Consider the following 25,380-nt stretch of genomic DNA (forward strand, 5'->3'; position numbering starts at 1 on the left):
TATCAAAACAGTATTTTATTCAAATGCAAATCCCAAATTCGATATCTTGCCTTCTTCCCTTTTCTCCTTTAATGGTACTTCTAAAGATAGACAAACTAGCTTTTCAAAGTTTTCAATAGCCTTTTCTGCATGACCCTCTTTTATGATTTTTTTAAATTTACCATGCACAATATCGTTTCTATATTTATTTATATTTAAAACTACATTTGTGATTTCCTTAGTTTTATAGTTAGGAACTGGAGCATTTTTATACATGAATTTTACTATCCTATAAATGCTTGGAGGGCCCGGGCTAATATGGTTTTTATTGCACATTTTAAGATTGCAATCATCACAAGGCGTATATTTATACAGGACCTCATTTATTTTCTGCTCAGAAAGAATACCTTTTAATCGTTCCTCAAAATGTGTATATATGAAATTTTCTAATGCAATATTTATATTGACTATGCACTGGGTGTAATTTTCTAAATCGAAATCATCCTTTGCTTTATATAAATACTCTTTCCATAATGGAAACCTTACATCACCTGTTAGCATATTCCGGATGTTTTGACCCGGACTTTCAATGTTTCCAAAAGTAATATATCCTCCCCCAAATGTGCTCATAAAAAATTTTACTTCTTTATTTTCTTCATTGAAGAATTTTATATTATATTGCAAAATATCAATATCCCTAATAGGATTAATGTGATATTCATCATATATATTTTTATATATGTATAGCATTTTGTTTATGGCCTTTTTTGAATGACCGTAATAATGTTTTTGATATTCGGCTACTTTATTTAAATCATATTCGAAATTGCAATCAAAACAGCAAATAATTGCAGTAGTATTATATCTACCAGATCTATCCCTTTTTACAAATCCATTATTAATTTCAAAATTACTGGTATTTTCCTTAACTGAATCCAATTTCATAGTAATTAAGTTGTCAATGGAAATATTAACTTCCAAAACACCTTGCCATTCGAGAAAGTAAGGTATTTTTATATAAACCTCCGCCCTTTTTATCAACATAAAATCACGCCCCTGGTGAAAATATATTTCTAACATACCCTATAACTCTCTCTATAGTAAAGTATAGAATTTATCTTTTCAATTGCCGTTTCGAAGGGAAATACGGGTGCTGCGTAAGCGTCAAAAAGATTACACCTGGGTTTACCACTTTATTTATGAGATAATCTCCTCAAACAAACATATTGGGGGGATTATTCAATGGCCAAATCAGAATTACGGCAAGAATGGGAAACCCGGATAGCCGATTTTAGAGCAAGCGGGCAAAGCGGAGCAGCTTGGTGCGCAGCCCATAATATAAGACCTAATCAACTATGGTATTGGCTAAAAAAGATTAAATCCGCAGAGAATCCATCAATTACGCAGACGCAGTGGGTGTCAGTGGAGATAAATGAGTCCGACCCCACCGGAAACGGATTATTGATTAAAGTAGGTCCTGCGGTTATAGAAGTGCAACCTGGCTTTAATCCGGCATTACTCAAAGAAGTAGTGCAAACACTTAAAGTATGCTGACCAACACTGGCCTGGAACGGGTTTACCTGGCCTGCGGCAGCACCGACTTGCGTAAATCAATTGACGGATTGGCGGTTTTAGTAAAAGAAGCATTTGCACTGGACCCGTTCTCTACCTGCATCTTTGTGTTCTGTAACCGGAAACGCGATAAACTCAAGATCCTCCAGTGGGAGCATAATGGTTTTTGGCTTCATTATCGCCGGCTGGAGAAAGGAAAGTTTCAATGGCCGGCCAAAGATAGTGCGGGAACGGTTACATCTGTTAGCCACCGTGAGTTACGTTGGCTATTGGATGGTCTATCGCTCAATCAACAGCAAGCCCATCCCGAGGTTACGGCAAGAACAATTTTATGACTAAAAACATGGGATAAATCCTTGATTTTAAAGGGTTTTCATGGTTATATATCGAATATTAACCATATGAACAGCACAGCTAAAATAGTTGAAGAACTTCAAAATAAATGCACTGAGTTGGAGCAAAAAAATGCTGAATTAATGGCTAAAGTCAGATGGTTTGAAGAACAGTTTCGTCTAAGCCAACAGCGTCGTTTCGGTCGCTCCAGTGAACAGAGCCAACCGGAGCAATTACAGCTGCAGTTTTTTAATGAGCCCGAAATAGAAGCTAAACCGCCTTCAGAGGAACCTAGCGTTGAGGAAATTACCTACCGCCGCCGTAAGAAACAGGGACACCGTGAGCAGCTGCTGGAAGATTTGCCGGTGGAAACCATCGACTACTATCTACCTGCCCAAGAGCAGGTATGTTCATGTTGCGGTGGACCATTACATGAAATGAGCACCGAGGTCAGGCAAGAGCTTAAGATTATTCCGGCCCAGGTAAGTGTCGTCAGACATGTACGTCACGTCTACGCTTGCCGCCGCTGCGAACAAAAAGACACCAAAACCCCTATCGTGACTGCACCTATGCCGGCGCCTGTACTGCCGGGGAGTCTGGTTTCCCCTTCCGCTATGGCCCACATCATGACCCAAAAGTATGTTGAAGGTATGCCGCTTTATCGTCAGGAACAGCAATTGGCCCGTCTTGGAATAGGGCTGTCCCGTCAGACCTTGGCCAATTGGATGCTCCAGGGTGCCAACAGATGGCTTCGCCCACTTTACGATAGGATGCATGAGCATCTGTTGAAACAAGATATCCTGCATGCCGATGAGACTACTCTGCAGGTGCTGCATGAACAAGGCCGGTCAGCAGGAAGCACCTCTTACATATGGCTATACCGTACCGGGCGGGCAGGGCCGGCAATGGTTCTTTACGACTACCAAACGACCCGGGCAAGCAAGCATCCGCGCCGGTTCTTAGCCGGCTTCAAGGGTTACTTGCATGTAGACGGCTATGCCGGTTACAATGGATTGCCGGACGTGACTCTGGTTGGATGCTGGGCCCATGCCCGGCGTAAGTTTGATGAAGCGCTAAAAGCCTTACCAGCTGAACAGCGCGGTGCAGTAGTAGCCGCCAAAGAGGGGCTGAATTTCTGCAACCGACTTTTTGCTATAGAACATGAGCTTCGCGAGGCCACTCCCGAGGAACGCCATGTAGCCCGCCAAGAGCGCAGCCGTCCATTGCTAGAGGCTTTTTCAGCATGGCTAAAATACCAAAGTCCTAGAGTGCTGCCTAAAAGCGCTTTTGGTCAAGCTATTCATTACTGCCACAACCAATGGAACAAGCTCGCAGCCTTCCTGCAAGACGGACGACTGGAGCTGGATAACAATCGAAGTGAGCGTTCGATTAAACCGTTTGTGATCGGACGCAAAAATTGGCTATTTGCCAACACCCCGCGTGGCGCCAATGCCAGTGCAACGATTTACAGCATTGTTGAATCGGCTAAGGAAAATGGCTTAAATCCGTTTAGCTATCTGCAATATCTTTTTGAAAGGCTTCCCAATATAGATATCGAAAACCGAAATGCCCTAGATGAGCTACTTCCCTGGTCGGTTGCTTTGCCTTCGACTTGTCGAGTAAACAATAAATAGTTTAAGTCGTGCCCTACCCTGTTTACGAGGTGGGGCTTATTTTACGCTTACAACCTCCGCCCTTTTTATCAACATAAAATCACGCCCCTGGTGAAAATATATTTCTAACATACCCTATAACTCTCTCTATAGTAAAGTATAGAATTTATCTTTTCAATTGCCGTTTCGAAGGGAAATACGGGTGCTGCCGGTATTGACAGTAAGCACGGAGGACAGATGATTGGGTGCAGCTGGTGGTTCCTAGAAGGTCGCAGGAAATCAGGATACCTCTTGTCAATATTTACCGCGTGTTATACGCCTATAAAATCTCACCTATGCAGCGTATGTTTAAGTGTAAAAAACAAAAAAGACGAAGAAACCTTATAAGCAAACAGAAAAACCGAATCATACAATGAGGCGAGAAATAAAAAAGTGGCCTTGGTGTTGAGGGTTCCGCAAAATGACTCCGGCGGCTCCGGGGTGTTTCGGCAAACATAGTACGTGTCACAATTAATAAAACGACCAGACGATCTGCCCCCTTGATTGCTCCCAAGGACTTGCTGGGGGTAAAGCAAACAACCGGGCGATCCGCTTGGGACCTCCCGGCAGTTCTTTGTTCACTTCGGGTCAGATAATAGTTATCAAATAACTTGATAACTAAGTGTCTGTCACCTTAAGTCCTTTAGTTCGTTAATGTGTTACTCAAGCGGGGGACTGTCCCCTTTTGGGAGGAACTGGATGGGGCCACCACTATTGATAAAGGTTTAGGATTTTTGTATAATAAAAATATAGGTGGAATACTGATAATTAACAAAACAGTGTGTGCGCCTCACTCTACCGAGGTTTTAACTACGGCCCCTTAAACTGCGGGAACAGTTTAAGGGGTCACGCATTTAACGCCTGCGGTCGGCGATTAGCACAACAAGGGTGACTAAGAGGATAACTGCTATCACGATCTGAATTGTATCTGATATTGCGATAGTTTGCATCCTGTTAGGGATAGGTAAGGGTGAGCGTCGTCTTTACGTTACGGCACCCTTTCCCCCCCCTTCACACCGTACGTGCGACTTTCACCGCATACGGCGTTCCATCGAAAAAAAAATTATGAATCTATTCCTAACTTTTCTCTGAATTTAAAGATTTGATTTCTTATTCCAGTTTCCAGACCAGAGCAATTATTATTAGAGTGTATTAGGTAATGGCATTGTTTATGGACTGTGACTAAATTTGGTACTTTGTTAACTTGTTCTATAGGTAGATTGGGTTTTATATGGTGTATGTGTACATCAAAATAAACAACAGGTAATCCACATATTCTGCATTTACCTAAGTCTCTATTAAAGGCATAAGCACGGTTTAGGAAATATTCAAAGTTATACTTGGTGTTTGTTAATCTTTTTCCTATTAACTCTGACAAATGCAGACTTAAAAGCTCGTCAGCTCGTGCTAAAATAGACTTTTTGCCAGTACGTATTTTGTATAGCTCCCTACCTTCTTTGGTATATGGTGTTTCATTTTGGTTCTTCATCCATGCCTTAGTCCATTTAACAAAGGAAAGCGGTTTAACCCCCTATTATTAGAGTCTATATCCCAAAATCACCTGATTACATAGAATTTCAATACAGAACTATGATTTATTTATACTTCCTTGAAGGACCGGCGGCCTTGACAGCCCTAAGGACTGCAGTGCTGTTAAATTACCGACGGGCGGCTCCGAAAACATGCAACGAGGTTATCATCCCGTCGGTGATATATTGTACCACAGCCCTTTTAACGGGCTGTCAAGGCTACCCTACGGCGCCTAGTGCCTACCCGGTTGCCTCTGGGTCTCACCAAAAACATGCTTATTTATGTGAATTAGCAAATTAAACCGGCACCTCATTTGCAAAATAAAGCAGCAGAAAAATTGGGGGTAAACCAATGTTTTGCACATTAATCAAGCATAGTCGAACCAGAATTATCACATAATCACGGTATTTCGGCAGCTGTTTTTAACAAAAAACAAGCAGTCAGGAAATAGATGACTGCTTGAGGGACTTGTCCTTGAAAAAGATCAAGGTACAGTATATTTATTCCACCCGAATCCAATAACTCACCTTTGGATGCAAGTGGAACCGGGTATTGCTAAGGTATATAACCCACTCAGAGTCCATCTCGATCCGGCAGGACAGAAAGTGGTCTCCAAGCTTTATCTCGAAGCACTCTCCGCAATGTAAAGCAACTGGCTTAGAATAAACATCCCAAACGTCCCAGCGGTCGGTTTTGGACATTGTACAAGATTCGCCCATCTCGTTTCCGTGGTATCATGTTGGTATCACATCCCATTCTCTTGCGCTGCGATGCGGATGGTCTCAGCATCAATCTGTTCGGCTTTCCTCATATAGCCGTGCAGCAAGGCGTGGGTCCCCAGTTTGTTGATCAGCCGGGGATAACCTTGGGTGCAAGCGGCAATCGCTTCGAAAGCCGCATCGGTAAAGATGGGATGCTTGGCTCCGGCAAGGGTCATGTGGCTGGGCGAGCGGACGGTTATGGTTCAGCGCCAGCCTGTCCCGCAAATAAGGCAAACCACAAAGCAGCAGAATAAACGGGTTGTGCGAGTCCATTTGGAAGTTGAATAGCAAATTTAAATCGCTCAGGAAAACATCCTTAGCCATCTGCATTTCATCCAGAATAAAAACCGGCGTGACCTTCCGCTCGTGAAACAAAACCGTAATCGTTTGTTGAATCTGGCGAAACAAATCGACCTTGCGATTTTTTGGTTCATCTCCAAGGCCGAAGGCCAGTCCCCGGTAAAAGTCGTTCACTGATCCTGTAGAGAGTGGAAAATAGACAACTTTGTACAGCGATTTATTCAATGATTCAGTAAATACACGCAGCGCATAAGTTTTCCCAGCTCCTGGTTCACCAACGAAAAGTCCCATGCCGCGCACCTGTTTCATGCAATTCAAGCACCCTAGCGCTTCCTGATGCGGCGTAGAAACATAGGCATCGGACACCTTCAACTCCTTGGAGAACGGGGCGGCAGCCAGGGAATAAAAAGCTTTATACACCGTCCCCACCCTCCTTCGCATGCAGTTCTTTAAAAGATAAGGAAGAACGCTGGCGCTTTACATGAGCGTTGTCGTGGAAGCTGACTTCCACAGCTTGAGCAACTACTTTGCCATCCTCATAAAGATGAACGCCGCTTTCGTCATAACGCAGTTCCACTTTCTGTCCCGCAAAAATATCGGGTACCTCATACAGTCGATTTTCAAGGGAAAAGGTGGCATCATGTTTGACCTTGCGAAAAGCGCGCTTGAGAAATACGGAATCGAGAGCTAAAGGATCATCCACGGTGCGAATACTGTCTACTTGTGACAAATATACTTCTAGCGGCATCCGGCCATCCAGCGAGGCATGTGGTTTGCGGTGGTAATCTTCCTCAAGCCATCTCCAGAATCGCTCATTAAGCTCATCCAGCGAGGAGACCGGACTTGCTTTGAGCAGCGTGTAGAACCTGGTTTTGCACGTGCGAAACATACGTTCTATTTTACCCTTGGCCTGGGGATCATAGGCTTGGGTATGTAATAGTTGAATCCCCAGAGAGGCACAAGCAAATTGCATAATCTGGGAACGAAAGATTTTTCCATTATCAAAGCTATTCCGAATTCGGAATAGTATCGATAATGCCCGGGTATTTCGTTCTCAGCACCTAAAGCGCATCGCGGCGGAACTGGGCTTTAGCATTAAACATAGTCGGGCCGGGCAACCCCAAGGCCGCGGTCGGATTGAAAGATGGTTCAGAACGGTAGCCGAGAAATGTGAACCTCTGCTAAGAGAGCAGACTGAATCCGGCAAAGTGGCTACGCTGTATGAGGTCAATAGCTTCTTTACCGCCTGGCTGGAGAGGCGCTACCATAGTCGCCGACACAGCACGCTGAAGATGAGCCCTCGGGATGCCCTGGAAAAGGCCTGTGCCAGCCATCTGAACATGTCTCGTCCTGTTGAGCCGGCTACTGTGCATGAGGCCTTTTTATGGCGGGAAAACCGGGTAGTGAGCTCACTTGGAGCCGTAAAGATCTACAGCAATCTCTACGAGGTGGAGGAGAGTTTGCTTGGCAAGACCGTCGAACTGAGATTTAACCCTTACGATCTAAAGCGCATTCTGGTTTACTTCAAGGGCGTTTACCGGTACGAGGCCCGTCCCTACCAGATGAAAAACTTCACCGAAAAACGCGTTAAAGAGCGTCAGACCGACAGTCATAAAGCACTGGAAAAAGCTATGCAGGCTATTGTTCGGGAACATAAAGACGAGATTAAAGAACGCTCCGGCCTGTCCTTTGCCAAGGCACTGGAGGTGAAGCACGATGAATAGCCCTTATTTCTCTTTTAACCGGGAGCCTTTCTCCCGGGAATTATCCCCTAAGGAAGTGTTCGTGTCCAAAGGACACCGTGAACTCCTGGCCAGACTCAGGCATGTCATCAAGACCGGCTTTTAGCGGTGATTACAGGGCAAGTTGGTTCCGGCAAATCCACGGCTATCCGGTCTGTTATGCAATCCCTGGAGGCTTCTCGTTATCGTTATATTTACTTGGCTAGTTCACAGCTTTCACCGGCGGAGTTCTACAAGAGCTTACTCTACCAGGTTAATATCCGGCCAAGCAGGGGTTTCTCCGAAAACAAACGCTTAGTGGCACAGGCTATGCTGGAATTACACCAGAAAGGAATAAAACCGGTAGTGGTGATCGACGAGGCTCAGGAGCTAACGGTGCAGATGCTCAGCGAATTTCGGTTTGTTCTTAACTATCAACCAGATTCCTTTTCACCTTTAATGGTTGTACTTGCCGGTCAGCCCCAGTTGGCCGAAATACTGCGCCTTCAGGTTTTGGAATGCATCCGCCAGAGGATTAATGTACACTATCGCTTACCGTGCTTGGGGGAAGACGAAATTGCCGCTTATATCTTGCATCACCTAAAAGTGGCCGGGCTGGACAAGCAAATATTTACGGATGCGGCAGTACAGCTTATCTATCAGTTTTCCAAAGGCATTCCTCGGCGCATTAACAATATATGCCGGTATGCCATTGTAGCGGCAGTCGTGGCCGATAGCCCGACAATTGACGCAGACGCGGTACAAAAAGGCCTCGAAGACGATGAATTAATTTAATAACAGAAGGACCAATGCCAGTGGCGATGACTTCCTTAAAGAATTAAAACCATTCGCCATTGGCACTAATTTTTAAACATGAACATTTAGCGCCAGTGACGGTGACCTTACCATCGTTGTTCAATGACTTTGTCGTGATTAGCTTACCGCCAAGGAGCGTGAACCGCTACAATATGGGATACACTATACGTTCCAAGGAAGAGCCAGCCTTCCGGATGTTTCGGGCGGTACCTCTTCCAGTATTCTCGTAAGACACTAAGGCAGGTTGCCGAAAGGACGGTGTATCGATCCTTACCCCCTTTGCCACCTTCTACAAATAAGCGCATGTTTTTTGAATCGATATGCTGCATTTTGAGTGCCGCTGCCTCACTTACACGTAGACCTGAGCTATATACAACCGTCAGCATGGCTTTGTGTTTAATGTTTTCGCAGCTCTCAACAATTGAGAATACTTCTTCTCTTGTTAAAACCTCCGGAAATGTTTTACGTTTTTTCTGGCGTGGAATTTGAAGATAATTAAGAGTACGATTAAGGGTTACGGCAAAGAGAAAGCGTATAGCTGCACTATAAGTATTAACAGTTCCAGGCAAGGCTTTTTTTTCGGGTTCTTCCGCACTTTTGATGCTAATTAGCAATGCTTATAATACAAGTTATTTTCAGGTTTATAGAGTTAGAAGAACCCGTTTGCGAAGTAAATCAAACCTTGCTCTGCCAAACATTAAACGTTTGATTAGTTTCAAACGGTTATTGATTCCTTCTACAGGCCCCTGGCTCCATGACTCAGTCAAGCCAGCATAGACAGCATCATAATCCTTATTTAGCGAAACGGCAAATTTCTTGAGTTCAGGAATTCCACTTTTATGTACGGCATTTAACCATGCCGGGAGAGTATGTCCAGCTCGACAACGCACCATAGTATGAAATTGGTGAACAAGAGCATACCCCCGTTGCAACTCAGGAATATCCGCAAGGAGTTTAGTTAATGTTCTTGTTGCTTTTCGGGGCAATTTATGTAATCGTGTCAAAAACCAGTATTGAAGCTTTCGTGGTGCAATTGCTTTGACCTGTGTTTTAGGCTGCTCCTCATCTTTATGATCAATGCTCTTTTGTTCTCTTATCCAGCGGGCTACAGTAGGTCGAGATCCCTGGTAGCCCATAGTTAGAATCTCTTCAAACAATATACGACCATTGAGACAGCCATCAGCTAATCGTTTTTGGAGGTGGCCTATGTAGTTATCCAACAGTGTTTTGGAAGGTATACGCTGGGCCGCTTGCGGGCATTGTTCTACAGAAGCATATTTGCGAACAGTATTACGGCTTAGTTTTAAGATTCTTGCAATTTTTCGAAGGGACAGGCCTTGCTTTTTTAGGTTTTGAATCTCATCAAAACGCACCTGCCGGTTATACTGACCCAGTGTTGGTTCGGTTGAGGAATTATCTGTGACCTGATTACGTGGTTCCACTGCTGAAACGGTTTGTGACAATTTGGGCTGAAGCCGGTGAAACCAACGTTCCAAAGCCTCACCAAGATTTTTTAGCAAATGCCAGCGATCAGCAATTTGCTGTGCATTTGGTGCTCCCATTTGAGCTGCTTTAGCATAAGACTGGGAACGGTCACGGCTAATTATTTCCACGCCCGGGTGGCCCTGCAACCATTGTTGTAACGTAGATACTTGCCGGTCAGGTAATAGGTCAACTACCTTATGTGTTTCCAAGTCAACAAGAACAGTACCATAGGAATGTCCTTTTCGCCATGCCCAATCATCTACACCTAACACACGCGGGGTAGGCATCTTAGGTTCCGGGGTTGCACGGATAGCACGCAAAACAGTATCAGCACTGGTAGATAATCCTAAATTGCGGGCAAGGCGGGTGGCGGCCTCAGCGCTGCTAGCCCTGCCTAAAGCGGATAACGTTTCGGTAAAACGTGCGGTGCGCCGTCCATGGGCCGGGACTAGTTCAGGTATTCGCTCACAAAAGATCCGTTGTTGACAGTCCCTATCAATACAGGCGAATCGGCGAGCAGTAAGACGGATTATCACCGGAGTGCCACACCAGGCTAAATCGCGCAAAGTTCGTTTATAAAAGCTTCTGATTTTATTTGAAGCTTTGCCACAAACAGGGCATGTTGCAAAATGACTAGTCATCTCCATTACCAAGTGGATAGTCCCGGCTTCCTGCTTCATTACAACTAATTTAAGACCATCGGCCAAAGGCATAATCGGCAGGGAATTACTCATTTTTCATGAGCACCTCTCGGAAATTTCCGGCCAATGGATAGAGATAGATGTCTTTTATAGGCACCCGGGAAGAATTATGGTGACGGTCGTTACGACCTCGTCCCTGCGTTTTACCTACATAAACCCAGTTACTAGCCTGATAGCTGATACCCTGAAAGCGGCGTGCCTCAACAAATGTTTCCAGTAAATAGACAGGATGACCGTATTTGTCGTACCAATCTTTACTAATACGGCGGATAATTTGACTCAGAATATGGCTAGCCAGGTAACGTACTTTCACCCAGGGTAGGATTAGAAAACGTGTATTATTAGTAATTAGATGAATATTTGTTTTACGAGTTCGGGCATCCCAGCCAATAAATTGATCTCTGTTAGAACATGCCCAGGCGGCTGCACCAAATAATAGGCAGGCCAAGGGATTTTGTTTATAATCCCAAACCATGTATTTCATGTTTTCACCGACTGTGCCGCTCCACCCCAGGTAATGATATTGATCAAAAAAACACTTTAAAAGGCTAAGCTCGTCTTTACCTTCAACTGGCTTTATCTGCAAAGGGAGGACGTTATCAAGTGCACTGGTGATACTGGATTTTAAATGGGGTATGTAATTAATAACCTTTTTTTCATTACCCTTTCGGCCCCATTGTTGGGAAAGGGGTAAAGTTAGGAAGCCGTGCTTTTCCAGTTTCTTAAGAAGAGCAAGACAGGCCATATCCTTCAACTGGCCTTTTGCGTTTCGCCAGTCCCAAAGGGCACAAAGCTCTCTGGATAACCGTGTACGCAGCCAGGTAGGATTAGAGTCCATAAGTTCCTTAATGAACTTAATGTCTTCAGTAGTTATTTTCCGTTCTTGGATAATCAATATTTTGCTCATGGAAGGATTTTAGCATAATAACAATAAGAAGACCAGCATTGTCTTATGAAGTATACATGAGCTATTTAAGCATGATTGTTGTTTTTAGGATATAACGAACTATAAAGGTGATTATGGGCCTTGTATCAAAAGTGCGGAAGAACCTTTTTTCGTTGATTAAATACCATAAAAAATTGCGGATATCATATTCATTTAGCTGTTCCACCGGGCGGTTGCAATGTTCAAGAAAAATCCGTGCATTTAATGTATAACTCTCAAGTGTGTTTTTTGACAGTCCTCTAAGCAGAATGTCTTCTTTCATCCGTAGTAAAACCTGTTCTTTATTTTCCATACCGCACTCTCCTCACAGACCAAAAGAAAGTATTACCATTACTATAATCTTGCAATGGGCCAGATGATTATTCAAGAACCTCAAAGGTTTTACCACCGCGTTAGCGGTTTTGTCCAATGAGCATTACGTAAAGAAAAAACAGCCGGGCGATCCGCGTGGGACCTACCGGCTGTTAAATTTTTTATCTCGTTAAACTGTTAACGCAGTGGGGGACTGTCCCCTTTTGGGAGGAACTGGATGGGGCTTTTTGAGCCCCGTCCAGCTTCCGACCCGAGCATCAACAAATTGCTGGCAGAACGTAGTCTTCCCGGCACCGGTTGTCCCAATCAAATCAATAATTGCTGGGTTTTTTGCTCTAAGTACATTTTTATAAAAAGAAATAATATCGCTGTCATCATAAAACCTGGATAACGCATCAATTGTAAGCGGAAACTGTTTCTTCAAATTTTCCTTATGAAGTCTATAGACATACTTATTAAGCTCTGAGTCAGCCCAACCAATGTTTACCCCGTATTCAAGATGGCTTCTAAGATGTTCAACCAAGTTGCAGAATTCAACTAAATAATCTTCTGATTTAGCTTCAATCCCTTTTAAATAAAATTCCTTATGTAGTTTCGTAAAAAAGACTCTCCTATGTTCATCCCAAATAATACCGTTGTTTTTTAGGTTGGAAATTATATCCTGACTTAAGTCCTCATATCTCATCAAAACACCCCCCTTTTTCTATCTTCTTGTATCCTATGGCAAATAAAGTGCCCCACCACTCATTTATTCGGTAAACCTTAAGGACCATAATTAGGTCTGAATACTCTGAACCGTTAGGTAAATTATTCTACATTATTTTTGAAAACCCTTCAGTTTTACCAAGTAATTAAAACTATATTGCAGGAAAGTACCCAATTATACAACTCCCTTGTATCCCACCCAAAAATACCCACCATTATCGCTACCCAGGCAATTACCGCAGTACTACTTCACAATTACTGCCCGGCGGTCAATCAATACAGCCCATAATTTCTTCATCACTAGCCCCAGGAGCTAATCCCATCCATCTATTTTTTAGTTGGCCCCCAGCACAACGGTAATCATCCCAGCCAACTAGGTAAGCCGATAAATCCTATCAGGCCTACCTGCTTGGCTGGTTTTATTCTAAAGCCCCATGGAATTGTTATCATACCTACCCTTGATTTAGGAAAGGCCAATTGGTATGATGAAAGCCCCCAGCCCCTTGATTGCCACCAAGGTTTGCTGGGGGTAATAATTTGCTAGCCAACTAGGTAAGCTAATTGGACCCAAATTGAGCCCTCCCGCTCAGCAGGCTCCCTACCCAAACCTAATAATAACCCCGGCAACCAATAATCCCACCCCGGCTATTACACCTATCAAGGATATCGCCGGGGCCCAGACTGGAATAGGGTCGAATTCATAGCTCGCCGGATCATCTGGCCTGTCTATAAACGCAATTATTTCTTCTCCACTAGCACCCTCAAATTCCATCTGCCTTGCTTTATCATCGGTTTTTCTCATTTCCGGTATTGCGGCAATATATGCTCCGGCAAACCCGGCAATCAAAATAACCAATGCCGATATTATGGCTAACCAGAATAATATCCCGGCACCGTAGAGAAGGATTGCCGCCAATACACATATCCCTACGCCTATTTTTGCTACCATGGAATTTCACCTCTACCCGATTATATCAAAGTAACCAGCCAGGTAGGTAGTCAAATAGGAAACTCCAATTAGCCTACCTGCTTGGCTAACCGGTAGCCTAAGAACCTCCAACCCCTGCATTGCCACAACTGTTTGTCGAAACCAGACTAAAGCCAAGGCTATTCCGTGTCGATACGCTTCCTAGCCCGCTTCCTTCACTTCTTTAACCCACCCTTCCTTCGGCTAGTGATAAGGTGTATTTGGCCATCCTTTTGTTTTATGAAATGCTGCTTCATCTCATCTGTTAAACGCACTTTTCTATCCTCCGTGATAAAGGCAAACCTTATTATGTTAATATCCGTAAAATCTATGGCTTCCAATTTGTTTTTAAGATATATTTTCCACCTAAGATTGAGGTCAGTGTTGTCCTGCCAATTAGCATAGAAGGTGTTATCAGTGTATAATTTAGTGTCTAGGCTAAGATATAATTCCGCAATAATATCAAGTAATAGTAAAACCCTGGTATTATTGTCACGTAAGACGTCCGGCTCCTCCATATACTCAAGGAAGTGCAAAGCCCTATTTCTATTAAATTCCCGCTTCACGCCTTTTTTAGAACCGGCAAAATTCTGGTAAAACACTTCTTTGATCATATACTCCAGATATTTAATTTGGTTGCGAATCCAGTTTTGGAAATCAGGATTAGATCGCCTTTCATCATTCCTCTCCCCCAAATATTTTACTAAATACTTCCCAAAAACAAGTATGCTAAACTCACCTTTTGTGTTTGCAGATTTTATTTCCGGGTGCTCGATAGCCCACTCTCTTAATGCAACTTCTACGGCTGGCACCAGGGTCAAATATGAGCATATATAATTGCCGATCATTAGATCATAGGTAGCGCTTTCAATCACTTTCGTTAAACGGCTCAATATCTTCGAGGGTTTAAACCTATATTCAATCTGATATGCTCTTTGCCATGGATTAATTACCATCCTTAACACTTCTCCCTCCAGCCCTCCCCAAGCCGGATCCGGATTTTCTAAACAGCCTAATAATTCCTCAACCTTTTTCCCGGAGACACAAGGGTAAGGAGGAATAGTAAGCAACTTGTCCTTTAGATGGTCATCAATTTTGTCGAAGGCCTCCCATAAATTCATGTTATCCCCCCTTTAGGTAAATATACTATTTAAAACACGCTTCACCTCTTATTACCTTGAGAACCTTAACGATTAAATGACCTCTGATACGTTCCGACGGGGCAGTTGTTAAAAATAAAATAACCAGCCAACTAGGTAAGCCGATATACCCTATCAGGCCTACCTGTTTGGATGGTTGTCCTGGTATAATGAGATAGAATCCATGATAGCAAAAATATGTGTATTGGCAACAATTCTTCATGTTCTGCGCAGCTATATTACTACATTGTAACTATCTCGCTTAATTTTTTTATGTTTTCTTCATCTTGAATATCAGTCCAGCATGAACTGATATTTTTACTTTTACTCATCTCGGCTTTTTCTTCTCCAAATGCACTTTTTGTTTTTTCGTAATTTTTATCGCTGACCGTTTTTCCTATTGGATTCCTTTTCCAACCACAAAAATATATCTTGCTAGCCTCCTCAATGTTCCTCCTTTTTGAAGCAGCCCTTATGACATCCGTATAGTTTGGTTTCCGCTGAAACTCCTTTGGTATTTTTCGATTTAAAGCCTTAAAAAAATCGATTGGAGCAAATTTATGGTTGGGGTCATATTCTAATTCAAGATATGCAACTAATTTTTTGTAATCTTCCATGTAACACTTAACTCTATACCCTTTTTTTATTTCCAGTTCAAATACTTCAGGATTGATGCCAAGTGTTGTCAAATATAGCCGATAAGGTAATATGTCCGTCAAAAAGATACAGCTAAAATTTTTTCCATTATAATCAAAGGGGAATATTGCCCTCTTTTCTTTTTTTTGCTTCATATTCTTATGAAGTATTCTCAACCCACTAAATTCAAATATCCTCATACTACTACCTTCTTTTTGAACCGTATTTGCTCTCTTTCTCCGATTCTCACTTTGGCCTTCCGCCACGCTACCCCGACTATATGTAAGCACTCAATCCGAAAGTACATGGTTACGCCTCTTGAAACATGCGACAATACCTCCATAAGACTTAAAACTAAAGAACGGAGGTAAAAGGGGCAAAAAGGAGAACGACAAACCCTTGTTAAGGAATACAATGCTAGTGGATTTTATGACAGAAAACAATCATGATAATGCTTAACACAGAAGAATGAATAAAATTATCCACTTATTCCCGCAGTTGCACATTAATGTTAACCGTCCCCTTGTTTGATATATAAGACTATCCTTTATGTTGACTGCTACGCCTTTCGTTACTGGCCGTTCTTGCCATTTCGATGCCCCTTGACTATATGGTAACATGCGTGGGTAGAAACAACAACACAAAAGAGCCATCCCGTTGTGTTGTGTTGCCAGCCCCCCAGGTAAGCCAGATAACTCCTATCCGGCCAACCTGCTTGGCTGGCTATATTCCCACCCACCCGGCTGGCTCACAATTCCTATATCCCCACCCACACGGCAGCCAAAAAACAGGCCAGGCGATCCACGTGGGACCGCACTGGCCTTGGTTAGCTGATTGGGACTAATTGGATGACACAAAAGAACTGTCCCCTTGTGCTCTTCGGGACTGACCCCTTTTGGGAGGAACTGGATGGGGCTTTTCGAGCCCCGTCCAGATTCCGACCCGTGCACTTCATTTTTCAGGACAGGATTCCTGTCTTGTAACAATTGTTCACAATTTTGAAATATATGTTCATCCCTCAGAAAAGAATGCTTAATATTCTTTCGTTATAATGTAGTTGTTAAATCCTAAGCACTTAAAGCAAAATGCTATTATTTAACCGGTCAGTTAAATTCATTCCTGTCCTTTGACAATTGAATACCACCGGGGGCACAACAATTCATGCTGGCTATCTGCTGGACCGATTCCAGGGCTGAAAGGGAAAAAACGAGCATAAGGGAGAACAAAAAAAGAAAACAGCTGGGCGATCCGCGTAGGACCTCCCGGCTGTTAAATTCTTTATCTCGCTAAACTGTTAACGCAGTGGGGGACTGTCCCCTTTTGGGAGGTTTTGGGAGCCAGTTAGGATTCCCGAAACCGACCCGAGCATCGACACCACTTGCCAATATTTACCTCGTTTTTTATACCCACAAAATCTCACCTGTGCAACGTATATTTCTATGGAAGAAACAAAAAGGTCGGTTAAACCTTATATACAAATGGAAAAACCGATTTATAAAATGCTTGTATGGCACTTATTACCTGTTGTATTTTTCGACATATTATACTATACTTAGCTATACATATTAAATTTTAGAAATCTAGGTTTTTTTTGACTTAAGTTACAAATTATTGTATTCAAATTTTTCTAAACCTAGTGTTAAGACTTTAGCCGGGTTTAGCTGGTTGGGTAGGTTAATTTTTTTCGCTCTTTGACATTTGAATATTGTTCGGTGAGCACAGTGAGGACAATTACAGTGCTGGAAGGCTAGAAAAGAAGGTAGCCTTGGTGTTGTAGACTTCACAAAATGGTTCCGACGTCTTTGGTGCTGGTTCTGACAGCCAACTCAGGGGGGGGCATGACACAAAAAGAAGACAACCGGGCGATCCGCTTGGGACCTCCCGGCTGAAAAGCTCTTTAATGTGTTAAATTGTTAACGCAGCGAGGGACTGTCCCCTTTTGGGAGGAACTGGATGGGGCCGCCAGGCCTCGGCCAGATCCGACCCGTGCATTTCTTACAAAGAGGTGCCCCCAGAGGATTTAACCCCCGGGGGCACAGACCATTGGCACGCGTTTACAACTAATAAGTTAAATGCCTGGTACGTTCTTTGTTAAATCATTTACGGCAAATCAACTACTTTCTGAGCATTGTTTACATTACCGGCAACGTCTGTAAGATTTGCTGTTACATCAGCAGCAAAAGCAGTATCATTTGCGCCATCGGTGTTTGCTACTGTTAATTCAGTATTTGCAGCGTTCCAGGTAAAGGTCAATGTTCCTGACACTTTTGCCGCATCTATCGCAGTCTCAACAGCAGTCTTGCCAGCAGCAGATAATGCTTCAGAGAATGTAACCTTAGCAGAATCACCATGCGCAATCTGTGCTGTTATAGCAGTTGCGACAGTCGGCAGAACACCATCAGTTACAGTAACGGTAATGTAGTCAGAATATGCACCTGAAGAAGCGATCACGCGGAATTTCGCACTGTCCTTGGTGAATGTGGTATCGCCACCAACTTCAGTTACACTAACTGCTCCACCAGCAACCGCAACAGTATCGGTTGCCATACCGGTCACACCGTCCATAGGAGCGAGTAAAGTTGTTTCAGTACCACTTAAGGAATATCCACCGAACTGGTCAGTGACCCATACAAAAACGTCCTGAGCTCCGCTTTGGTCGGCATTGTTATATCCAGCAGCATTTGCTACGGTGTACTCTTCAACATCCTTGGTTGTCGTGGCTTTAGCATTAGTAACGCTCGGTGTAACATTCTTGAATGTAACAGAAACTGCCTGAGAAGCATCCTTGGAAATCGTTACATCTTTAGACAGAGTTTTCACGGTGTCGGCAGCATTGACAATCACTGTCAACTTAGCAGTGACATCTTTGTCAGCAACAACTACGTTATTAGTATCAATGTAGTATTTGCCATTTACCAGCCCAGTTACAACTTGAGCATTATCAGTAGCTACGCTAACTATACTCGATACAGGAACTGTATAAGTATTGCCACTGGCATCAGTAGCCGTTACTTTGATCTCCTTAGCGTATCCGGCGTCAACAGCGGCTGCATCAACAGCAGCAGCTCCTGCATTATGGTACAGTGTCGGGATATCACCTATGCTGTAAGTTACAGTCCCACTGTCGTTCTTAGCAACTGTAAAGGTGTAGGCTTTTTCTGCCACAGCCACACCGTCTTTCATCAGCTGAGCTTTAACAGTAGCAGTACCTTCCTTCAGCGCAGTAGCTACAACGCTTACAGTAGTAATATCCGCATCATCAGTTTTATTCAAGGAAACTACAGTGTTGTCAGTGGTAACGTAATGAACACTCCAGGAAGCGCTGTCTACTGCCGCATTACCATACTGATCTTTGCAATCGAATTGCAATGTCTGAGTTGCACCGACTAACATATTGTTACTTACAGTAGTATCTTTCTTAGTGTCGATAGTTGTTGGAGTTGCTGCATCATTAGCTGTTACTGTCACTTGTGCTTTCTGGCCAGAAGCATTTACAGTAATAGTAACGACTGAAGATGCACCCATAACCGCTGAGGCGGCAGGAGTGATTTTTACGCAATCTTCGTATCCAGCATCAGCAGTAAAAATAACGGTGGCACCGACAACCTGGCTGTTATCTGCAGTTACAGTGTAATCAGCAGCATTCAGATCCTTGGTCGCAATAGCTGTGCCATACTTGTCAGCAACAGTTGCCTTAATGTATATGGGAGTTATAGCTCCGGCAGCAAACGATGCTGAATTTTTTTCCAGAGTTATTGAGTATGGTGCACTAGTATCTTCGTTAATTGTGATGTCAATGTTACTGCTTTCTCCAGAAGCCGGGCAAAGTGCTGTCAGCTTAACCGTGCCAGCTTTCAGGAACGCACTGATGATAATTTTGTTGTTGGCATCAACCGAGACATTAGCAGCAGGCAGAATGGTTTCGTCTGAAGACTTGAAAATCACACCATTGCCTACATCACCAGTAACAAGTTTGCAATCTTCATTTAAGGTGTTTTTCGCGGTATAAGTTACTTCAACATTCTTAGTGCCAGTAGGGGTGAACATGGTTTTGCCTGTAGGCAGCTGTGCTGCACCTAATGTTACACTAGAAACGGTTGCTGTATTGACTACTTCTAAAGTCTTGGTAGCCTTAACACTACCGTACATAACTGTGACAACAACCTGGTCTTTAAGAGTAGCACCTGCTGCATTTAATTGGAATTTGCCAACTACTTGGTTGATTGTAGCATTTGCGGTTGTGTCAAAAGCAGTGATAGTTAATTTTGCGTCAGAAGCGGAAATGGTTGATTCTGTACCATACTGATTTGTGAACTTAATTGTGAGTGGTGCAGTTGCTGATTTCTGAAGAGCGTTGTTCGCAATCTCAATGGATTGAACTGTTTCAGCAGCAACGGTAGTGGTTGCGGTATCTTTACCAGCTTCCAAATCCAACCCAGAAACTGTTACAGTATAATCTCCAGCAATGAAATTGCCAGATGTTTTTTCTAAAGTTGCTACGGTTTTGTCATCATTCCATGTAGCAGCTTTTACATCCTCAGCAACAGTACCCCTTTTAACCGAGAAAACGGCTTTACTGGTATCGGTTACGGGAGCACTGAATGTTACCGCTAACTTATTAGCGTTAATAGCACTAAAGCTTCTGGTTTCCTGTATATTAAAAACCCCGAAAACCCGCATGGGACAAGGGCTTGAGGGGTTTGTTAACTTTTCATTGTGGTCTTAATGGATATAATTATTAGCAGGTTCCATAAGGTTAGGAGAAATTAGATAATTATTCATAATAGATTTTCTTATAAATCACTGATATGCTACACTTTTTTCGTAAAGAACCTCGGGATCAATATCTGCTTGATTGCTCCACTCTATGCTATCAAAACTCACCCGAACCGATCTAAATAAATTCTTGTCTTTTAATTCCCTAAAAATTCCTTTGTTCAGATAAGGCGTCATATCAAATAACCTTTTTTCTCCGTTTTCAAAGGTTAAAAGCAGTCTATAGCTCTCCAAAGGTTCAACTCCTACTACAGACACATACATAATTCATCACCTCTATTTCAAAGGTTCAATTTTAAACGGCAATTCGCTATTCATTGCCAACACCCAGTTTGCCAATAAATCTTCCTGTCTTAATTCTGCCCAAGCAAGGACAAGTTTAAGCTGTTTTTTAGGGAGACTCCCATTAGTTAGTTCACAAGTATTTATATCAATTATCGCCTTATGCTTCCCATAATATGCATGAAAGTGAGGCGGGTTATGCTCACCAGGGGCGCAATACATTCTTATAATTATCCCATAAAACATACAAATGGTCGGCATTATATCACCTTTTTCCCTACAATACTCCACATCTATTATACCATAAAAACACACTCGTGGAATAAATATTTTTACTGGTTTCTTAAGAGCGTTTCCACTTCCCGCTTAAACCCATACTTCATCAGGTATTCCACTAACGCCCCTTCCATTACTCCCCTTAAAGCGACCTTCTTTTCTTTGCTAAATTCCACAGCCAGCTTGGCGACAACCTCGCTCATATAAATGGCCTTAGTCCTTACCTCCCCTGGAACAGCGTAACGTGGAATGATGCCATCCTCCCTGGTGCCGGTGATTAGCTGATATAGTTCATCCCGGTTTTCATAGAGGAAGCGGAGGAAGGGCAAATATTCCCCAAGCCCTTCCGGTATTTCCCCGTTATTTAGTTGAGCAGTTGGTCCCGGTATTGGCTCTGGCATTGATTGACTGACCGGCTCCGGCACATCAATCCTGCCCACCGTCTTAACGTAGTTGTTTTTATGGACGTTCCACTCGTAGCCCTTGGTTTTCATATACTCAGCCATTTCCTTGTGGTCTTGAAAGCCCTCCTGCTTGGCCACCAGCCTGGGGTCTGCTCCTTCCATCTCAAAGGCGGTAATGATGCTGGCTACCTTGGTGGGTGCGTAGCTTTTGGGGTCCGGTTTTTCCAGTCTGTTCCGCATAGGAAAATACTGACCCTGCTGGCTGTCAAAGGCAAAATTCTTCCGGCGCATGTACATATCAAGGCTCTTCCAACTCTTGTACTTCAGCTCTGCCGCCACTTCATCCCTGGTTTTAAACTTTAACATTTCAATAATCTGCTTAACCTTCTCATCATAAATTGGCTTTTTCATGGTGTTTCTCCTTCCCTACAAAAGATTAACCGCTTCAGTAAGCTTGCCCGTGTCCTGGTGCAGGTATCTGGATGTTACCCGAAGGCTTGAATGGCCCAGGAGTTTTTGGATACTGACCACCGAGGCCCCCTTCTCCAGTAGGTTCGAGCCAAAGGAGTGCCTAAGCACATGAGCGCTGATGGTTTTACTCCAGCCCAACTGTTCTACCGCATCATGGATGCAGCGATTGATATAACTGTCGGAAACCTTGCCGGTTCTAGCCAATGCAAAGAAGCGGTCGGAATCCGCCTTCCGGATGTGCTTTAGGTAATGGGTGAGAATCTGGTGGAGTTTATCATTGATGGGCACATCCCGATCCTTGCCGCCCTTGCCGTCAATGATGTGCAGCACTTTGCCTTCTAAATCCACGTCATTCAGTTTCAAATTTATCATTTCCGAAATCCGACCGCCGGTATAAAACATGGCTTGGACTACAGTTTTAATGACTGGTTGCTCAATGGCGGCTACCAATTCTCTCAGTTCATCCTCGGTGATAAACTCCCGCTCCTTTTGCTTGATTTTCACCGGCTCCAAAAGGCTGGCGATGTTCTTGGTGCAGAGGTCTTTCTTGCAGCAGTAATTGTAAAAGCTGCGTAAAATATATAACGACCGGCTCCTGCTGGCTGATGCTGAGCCTCTTTCCTTTTCATAGAGCAAATAGTCCTCCAAATCCTGCAGCACAATATCTTCTAAATACACCGGGCAGTTGTGCTTGACAGTCAAGAAGTTATTAAACCCTTTCAATTCTATGGCATAGCCCCGGATGGTTTCCTGCGATCTATCAATAAGGTGCATGTACTTTGCAAAACCCTCGATTGCTTGGTTTAAGAGCATTTCTCTCCCTCCTTTGGTAGGTAGCATATTACCGTTACATTGGGATAACATCAAGTTATAATTACCTAAAGATTTAACAAGAAAAGTTAAGTATTCGGGCGTTAAAAAAAAAGAAGCCCCGGACTGGTTTTCGTCCAAGGCTTTTATCTTCAAGGCGGCGGGTGTTTTTCCAATAATAATGCCGCCATCCTCTCAATTAAGGCAGCGGCATAGGCTCCGTTTACGGTTTTTCCTTCCCTGGCGTTTTGTTGCCAGTATTCAGGTGTATTAATTATTCCTTTGGCCACTAGAATCTTTAAGGCTTCTGCCAATTCATCCCTGGGCTGTTCGGTCAATGACTTCTTGAAAGTATGCCACCTGGCCCAGTTGTTTTCCCGCATGGTACCGGGGCAGATTTTCCGGCTGGCGTCATAGTGCCTGACCACCCTTTCCGGTGGAATGAAGTATTTGCCCATCAGGTGTTTGACCAGCTCCACCGTGTTGGCCACTGCCTTTTCGTAATCCCCGTCAGCGTTAATGCAAATTTCTACTCCGATGGAATTGCTGTTGGTAATGCCATATTTCCCGCCACCGTCACCGCAGTGCCAGGAAGCTTGGGAATCCTCCACCAGCTGCAGTATGCTCTTATCATCCACAAAGTAGTGGGCTGAGGCTTGCCGATCTCCACCGTTAAAATATTTATAGTGAGCCTCCGCATCAGCTCCTGCCCGTGGATTGCCGGTATCGTGAACGACAATGTACTTGATAGACTGGCCGTTCCTGCTAGAGTGGTTATATTTTATAAGCTTCTTATTTATGTGCAGCATGTTGTCCCTCCTTGTCTTCTTTCAGGTTCAGCAATACCGATTTCAATTTTTCCGGTATAGGCAACCCAACCCTGGCGGCGTTTTCCATAATGCTCAAGCCTTCATTGGACAGGTAGAAAAATATCACAGCGGTACGAACGGCACTGCCCTTTTCAATCAGATAGTAATCGATAATGTGACCTATGCCCACCAAGGAAAATATGAGTACCTTTTTGAAAATCCCCCGAAAGCCGATCTCACTGGAAAGTTTCTTTTCGATAACTGCCACCATCAGGCCGGTAATGTAGTCAATGGCCACAAAAGCCACTAAGGCTAATACTAAACCGTCATAGCCACCCAAGAACCAACCGATATAGCCGCCAATAGCGGTAAAAGCCAGCTGCAGGGTATGAATGATATCTTTCATGCAATCGTCCTTCTTTCATAAAAAATAGACACCTGTCAAAGATGTCCTTATCGTGTGCTTTCTGTTTTGAAGTCCCCCAGGGCCGCTTTTAACTTCTGGGGGAGGGTAGGAAGGTTGTTGCCGAATGTGACGTTCAGTTTGAAGCCACTGGCCTCATGGATTTCCTGCACTTCAGTAATCCTGGTATCCATGGTCACGTTCCAGTCCTTGTTTTGAACGGTCACAACATCCCCAACATCCCAATCCTGCTGATATTTAAATGGCCCAGCAGTTAAAACCTCGGCTTGAAAGGAAATGACCCGTTGATGCTCAGCCAACTTTGCTTCACCTTTTGCTGGCAGGTCAGCAGTATCTTTAACATCCCTGGCATCAACAAAGATAACGTGGCGATCCAGACCAGTAGCATCGCTGCCCAGCATCATGATTTCTCTATTGGCTCCCTCGTCTCGACCAGCTACGATTGCATAGTTACCAAAGCCCACCAAGCTATCAATAAATTCCTGACTTCTGATATTATCAAACTCTGGTGAGAAGATAACCAGCGGGTTTATTTGCTGGCTGGCGGAAAAATCCCTTCCATTGTATATGTCAAATACCCACTTCCTTGCATTGAAGTCCGGATAGATATGCCAACCAAGGCCGGTGAGTGTGCTTATCTGTTCCAGTTCATCAGCCAGGTTCTTGTATCGTGTTTGCCATTTAATGATTTCTCCCCTTTGCTGGTCATCACCAATCACAAGAAACGGAAATTCCATCTCCGATATCTGTAGACAGTTCCGCCGCACATAGTGTTTCATGACCGTTTCCGCATTGGCTTCCAGGATGTCGTAGGCTTGCCCGACAGGTGGGATGGTGATGCGCTGACTAAGGATAGTCCCCAATGCGTAACCCTTGATGGTGAGCATTTCTTCTCCCCGTTCACCTGCCTTGATTTCTTTGTGGCGGATGATGCCTACTTTCCCGGTATCTGCACCCAGCATAATCAGGTTGTTGATTTCAAGCTGCTCCGTATTTCGTACCTTCCGATTCGTGACCAGCTGGAATTCGCCAGGCGAGTGGTAGCTGCGGCAAAAGGTAAAGGAGAGATAGTTGTCTACCTCTCCCAATAAATCTAATCCCGGCGATAATATTCTAATCGGTTGCATAAAAAAACACCCCTCTCAAGGTGTTACTCCATTTCCGCTAATACCTGCTGCACTGCCGCTTTCAGGTTCCCCAGTGCCGGTACCTGCTCCACCGTGTAAACCCCGGCCAGTATGAGCGGCACCCATACGTTTTTAACTAGTGCCGAATTTCTATCAAAAGTCATTATGCTTCACCTCCTGCTAACAATATTGTCAGTTCCGCCATAGCCATCTGCAGCCCTTGGATTTGAACTTCAAGCTCTCGAAATTCAACAGCCGCAGGGGAATCTACATATTCCCACCAAACAGTCTCCGTTGCCTTGTCCGCCTTGATAATGGCGATCTTTCCTACTGGCTTCTCCTGCTCCGACAGCTTTTCCACCGCCACAGCTCTGGCCTTATCCGCCTCTGTCAAAACACTCTCATCGTAAACGATACTGCCGCTTTCAAATACATAAATCATATTA

At 43.8% G+C, this 25,380-nt stretch carries 28 protein-coding genes and 1 pseudogene; 6 read left to right on the plus strand and 23 right to left on the minus strand.

The window, feature by feature from the left end; all coding sequences use genetic code 11:
• Positions 1-15: 15 nt before the first annotated feature.
• Positions 16-1,023 (minus strand): hypothetical protein, encoded by a 1,008-nt coding sequence (locus tag DESGI_RS21220; protein ID WP_157872840.1) that lies wholly within the window; start codon positions 1,021-1,023, stop codon positions 16-18.
• 198 nt (positions 1,024-1,221) lie between these two features.
• On the opposite strand from DESGI_RS21220, the gene tnpA reads away from it, so the two are divergent.
• The 3 genes from tnpA to tnpC all read left to right on the plus strand — a co-directional run bounded on the left by tnpA (position 1,222) and on the right by tnpC (position 3,518).
• Positions 1,222-1,533: an IS66 family insertion sequence element accessory protein TnpA gene (gene tnpA / locus DESGI_RS21225; protein ID WP_006520600.1), complete on the plus strand. Its 312-nt coding sequence runs from the start codon at positions 1,222-1,224 to the stop codon at positions 1,531-1,533.
• Positions 1,527-1,886: an IS66 family insertion sequence element accessory protein TnpB gene (gene tnpB / locus DESGI_RS21230; protein WP_006520599.1), complete on the plus strand. Its 360-nt coding sequence runs from the start codon at positions 1,527-1,529 to the stop codon at positions 1,884-1,886. Before tnpA ends, tnpB begins: the two co-directional genes overlap by 7 nt.
• A 66-nt stretch (positions 1,887-1,952) precedes the next feature.
• The gene (gene tnpC, locus DESGI_RS21235; protein WP_041285577.1) at positions 1,953-3,518 is read left to right on the plus strand and encodes an IS66 family transposase; all 1,566 of its coding nucleotides are present in this window, start codon (positions 1,953-1,955) and stop codon (positions 3,516-3,518) included.
• Between the two features lie 1,081 nt (positions 3,519-4,599).
• Here the strand turns inward: tnpC and DESGI_RS24950 are convergent.
• From DESGI_RS24950 to DESGI_RS21245, 4 genes and pseudogenes are all read right to left on the minus strand, one after another.
• Positions 4,600-5,025, minus strand: a complete 426-nt coding sequence (locus tag DESGI_RS24950) for an HNH endonuclease signature motif containing protein (protein WP_006524246.1) — start codon at positions 5,023-5,025, stop codon at positions 4,600-4,602.
• A gap of 541 nt (positions 5,026-5,566) precedes the next feature.
• Complete coding sequence (locus DESGI_RS26570) at positions 5,567-5,785, minus strand: DUF5348 domain-containing protein (RefSeq protein ID WP_015618026.1); 219 nt, start codon at positions 5,783-5,785, stop codon at positions 5,567-5,569.
• A 69-nt stretch (positions 5,786-5,854) separates the two neighbouring features.
• Positions 5,855-6,547: an ExeA family protein gene (locus tag DESGI_RS21240; RefSeq protein WP_006524244.1), complete on the minus strand. Its 693-nt coding sequence runs from the start codon at positions 6,545-6,547 to the stop codon at positions 5,855-5,857.
• Positions 6,540-7,130, minus strand: a pseudogene (locus DESGI_RS21245) (integrase core domain-containing protein); the annotation flags it as partial. The gene DESGI_RS21240 and the pseudogene DESGI_RS21245, both read right to left, overlap by 8 nt.
• A 205-nt stretch (positions 7,131-7,335) precedes the next feature.
• Between DESGI_RS21245 and DESGI_RS23450 the strand changes: the two are divergent.
• The 3 genes from DESGI_RS23450 to DESGI_RS21255 are packed head-to-tail and all read left to right on the plus strand — an operon-like array spanning position 7,336 to position 8,643.
• Complete coding sequence (locus DESGI_RS23450) at positions 7,336-7,851, plus strand: Mu transposase C-terminal domain-containing protein (RefSeq protein WP_157872842.1); 516 nt, start codon at positions 7,336-7,338, stop codon at positions 7,849-7,851.
• A complete protein-coding gene (locus DESGI_RS26265) occupies positions 7,844-7,975 on the plus strand; it encodes a hypothetical protein (protein ID WP_281168068.1) in 132 nt (43 codons plus the stop codon). The genes DESGI_RS23450 and DESGI_RS26265 overlap by 8 nt, the downstream gene beginning before the upstream one ends.
• A 2-nt stretch (positions 7,976-7,977) precedes the next feature.
• Positions 7,978-8,643 (plus strand): ExeA family protein, encoded by a 666-nt coding sequence (locus DESGI_RS21255; RefSeq protein ID WP_052543976.1) that lies wholly within the window; start codon positions 7,978-7,980, stop codon positions 8,641-8,643.
• Positions 8,644-8,786: 143 nt separating this feature from the next.
• Here DESGI_RS21255 and DESGI_RS21260 read toward each other — a convergent pair whose 3' ends face one another.
• The 18 genes from DESGI_RS21260 to DESGI_RS21340 all read right to left on the minus strand — a co-directional run bounded on the left by DESGI_RS21260 (position 8,787) and on the right by DESGI_RS21340 (position 25,376).
• Positions 8,787-9,278, minus strand: coding sequence for a tyrosine-type recombinase/integrase (locus tag DESGI_RS21260; protein WP_006524240.1), 492 nt, complete (start codon positions 9,276-9,278; stop codon positions 8,787-8,789).
• A gap of 27 nt (positions 9,279-9,305) precedes the next feature.
• Positions 9,306-10,883: an ISL3 family transposase gene (locus DESGI_RS21265; RefSeq protein ID WP_006524239.1), complete on the minus strand. Its 1,578-nt coding sequence runs from the start codon at positions 10,881-10,883 to the stop codon at positions 9,306-9,308.
• The gene (locus DESGI_RS21270) at positions 10,876-11,745 is read right to left on the minus strand and encodes a Druantia anti-phage system protein DruA (RefSeq protein WP_006524238.1); all 870 of its coding nucleotides are present in this window, start codon (positions 11,743-11,745) and stop codon (positions 10,876-10,878) included. Before DESGI_RS21270 ends, DESGI_RS21265 begins: the two co-directional genes overlap by 8 nt.
• Positions 11,746-11,818: 73 nt before the next feature.
• The gene (locus DESGI_RS21275) at positions 11,819-12,088 is read right to left on the minus strand and encodes a phage integrase N-terminal SAM-like domain-containing protein (protein ID WP_006524237.1); all 270 of its coding nucleotides are present in this window, start codon (positions 12,086-12,088) and stop codon (positions 11,819-11,821) included.
• A 189-nt stretch (positions 12,089-12,277) separates the two neighbouring features.
• A complete protein-coding gene (locus DESGI_RS21280; protein WP_006524236.1) occupies positions 12,278-12,793 on the minus strand; it encodes a hypothetical protein in 516 nt (171 codons plus the stop codon).
• Between the two features lie 618 nt (positions 12,794-13,411).
• Positions 13,412-13,762: a hypothetical protein gene (locus tag DESGI_RS21285; RefSeq protein WP_006524235.1), complete on the minus strand. Its 351-nt coding sequence runs from the start codon at positions 13,760-13,762 to the stop codon at positions 13,412-13,414.
• 194 nt (positions 13,763-13,956) lie between these two features.
• Entirely contained in the window at positions 13,957-14,901 is a 945-nt protein-coding gene (locus DESGI_RS21290; RefSeq protein ID WP_006524234.1) for a hypothetical protein, read from the minus strand.
• 260 nt (positions 14,902-15,161) lie between these two features.
• Positions 15,162-15,755, minus strand: a complete 594-nt coding sequence (locus tag DESGI_RS21295; RefSeq protein ID WP_006524233.1) for a DUF6037 family protein — start codon at positions 15,753-15,755, stop codon at positions 15,162-15,164.
• Positions 15,756-17,655: 1,900 nt separating this feature from the next.
• Positions 17,656-20,235, minus strand: a complete 2,580-nt coding sequence (locus tag DESGI_RS21300) for a hypothetical protein (RefSeq protein WP_006524232.1) — start codon at positions 20,233-20,235, stop codon at positions 17,656-17,658.
• A 120-nt stretch (positions 20,236-20,355) separates the two neighbouring features.
• The gene (locus DESGI_RS21305) at positions 20,356-20,595 is read right to left on the minus strand and encodes a DUF2442 domain-containing protein (RefSeq protein ID WP_006524231.1); all 240 of its coding nucleotides are present in this window, start codon (positions 20,593-20,595) and stop codon (positions 20,356-20,358) included.
• Positions 20,596-20,607: 12 nt separating this feature from the next.
• Entirely contained in the window at positions 20,608-20,874 is a 267-nt protein-coding gene (locus DESGI_RS21310; RefSeq protein WP_006524230.1) for a DUF4160 domain-containing protein, read from the minus strand.
• A 71-nt stretch (positions 20,875-20,945) separates the two neighbouring features.
• The gene (locus DESGI_RS21315) at positions 20,946-21,704 is read right to left on the minus strand and encodes a hypothetical protein (protein WP_006524229.1); all 759 of its coding nucleotides are present in this window, start codon (positions 21,702-21,704) and stop codon (positions 20,946-20,948) included.
• 15 nt (positions 21,705-21,719) lie between these two features.
• Positions 21,720-22,577 (minus strand): tyrosine-type recombinase/integrase, encoded by an 858-nt coding sequence (locus DESGI_RS21320; RefSeq protein ID WP_006524228.1) that lies wholly within the window; start codon positions 22,575-22,577, stop codon positions 21,720-21,722.
• Positions 22,578-22,726: 149 nt separating this feature from the next.
• Positions 22,727-23,383, minus strand: coding sequence for a peptidoglycan recognition protein family protein (locus tag DESGI_RS21325; protein WP_006524227.1), 657 nt, complete (start codon positions 23,381-23,383; stop codon positions 22,727-22,729).
• Positions 23,367-23,789: a phage holin family protein gene (locus DESGI_RS21330; protein WP_006524226.1), complete on the minus strand. Its 423-nt coding sequence runs from the start codon at positions 23,787-23,789 to the stop codon at positions 23,367-23,369. The genes DESGI_RS21325 and DESGI_RS21330 overlap by 17 nt, the downstream gene beginning before the upstream one ends.
• Before the next feature lie 47 nt (positions 23,790-23,836).
• On the minus strand, positions 23,837-24,934 hold the full coding sequence (locus DESGI_RS21335) for a siphovirus ReqiPepy6 Gp37-like family protein (RefSeq protein ID WP_006524225.1): 1,098 nt from the start codon (positions 24,932-24,934) through the stop codon (positions 23,837-23,839).
• Between the two features lie 23 nt (positions 24,935-24,957).
• Positions 24,958-25,098 carry a hypothetical protein gene (locus tag DESGI_RS25250; protein WP_006524224.1) on the minus strand — a complete coding sequence of 47 codons (141 nt, stop codon included), beginning with the start codon at positions 25,096-25,098 and terminating at the stop codon, positions 24,958-24,960.
• Positions 25,098-25,376: a hypothetical protein gene (locus DESGI_RS21340; RefSeq protein WP_006524223.1), complete on the minus strand. Its 279-nt coding sequence runs from the start codon at positions 25,374-25,376 to the stop codon at positions 25,098-25,100. The genes DESGI_RS25250 and DESGI_RS21340 overlap by 1 nt, the downstream gene beginning before the upstream one ends.
• Positions 25,377-25,380: the final 4 nt, after the last annotated feature.

Origin of the sequence: Desulfoscipio gibsoniae DSM 7213, from assembly GCF_000233715.2 — a bacterium.
Lineage (GTDB): Bacteria > Bacillota > Desulfotomaculia > Desulfotomaculales > Desulfallaceae > Sporotomaculum > Sporotomaculum gibsoniae.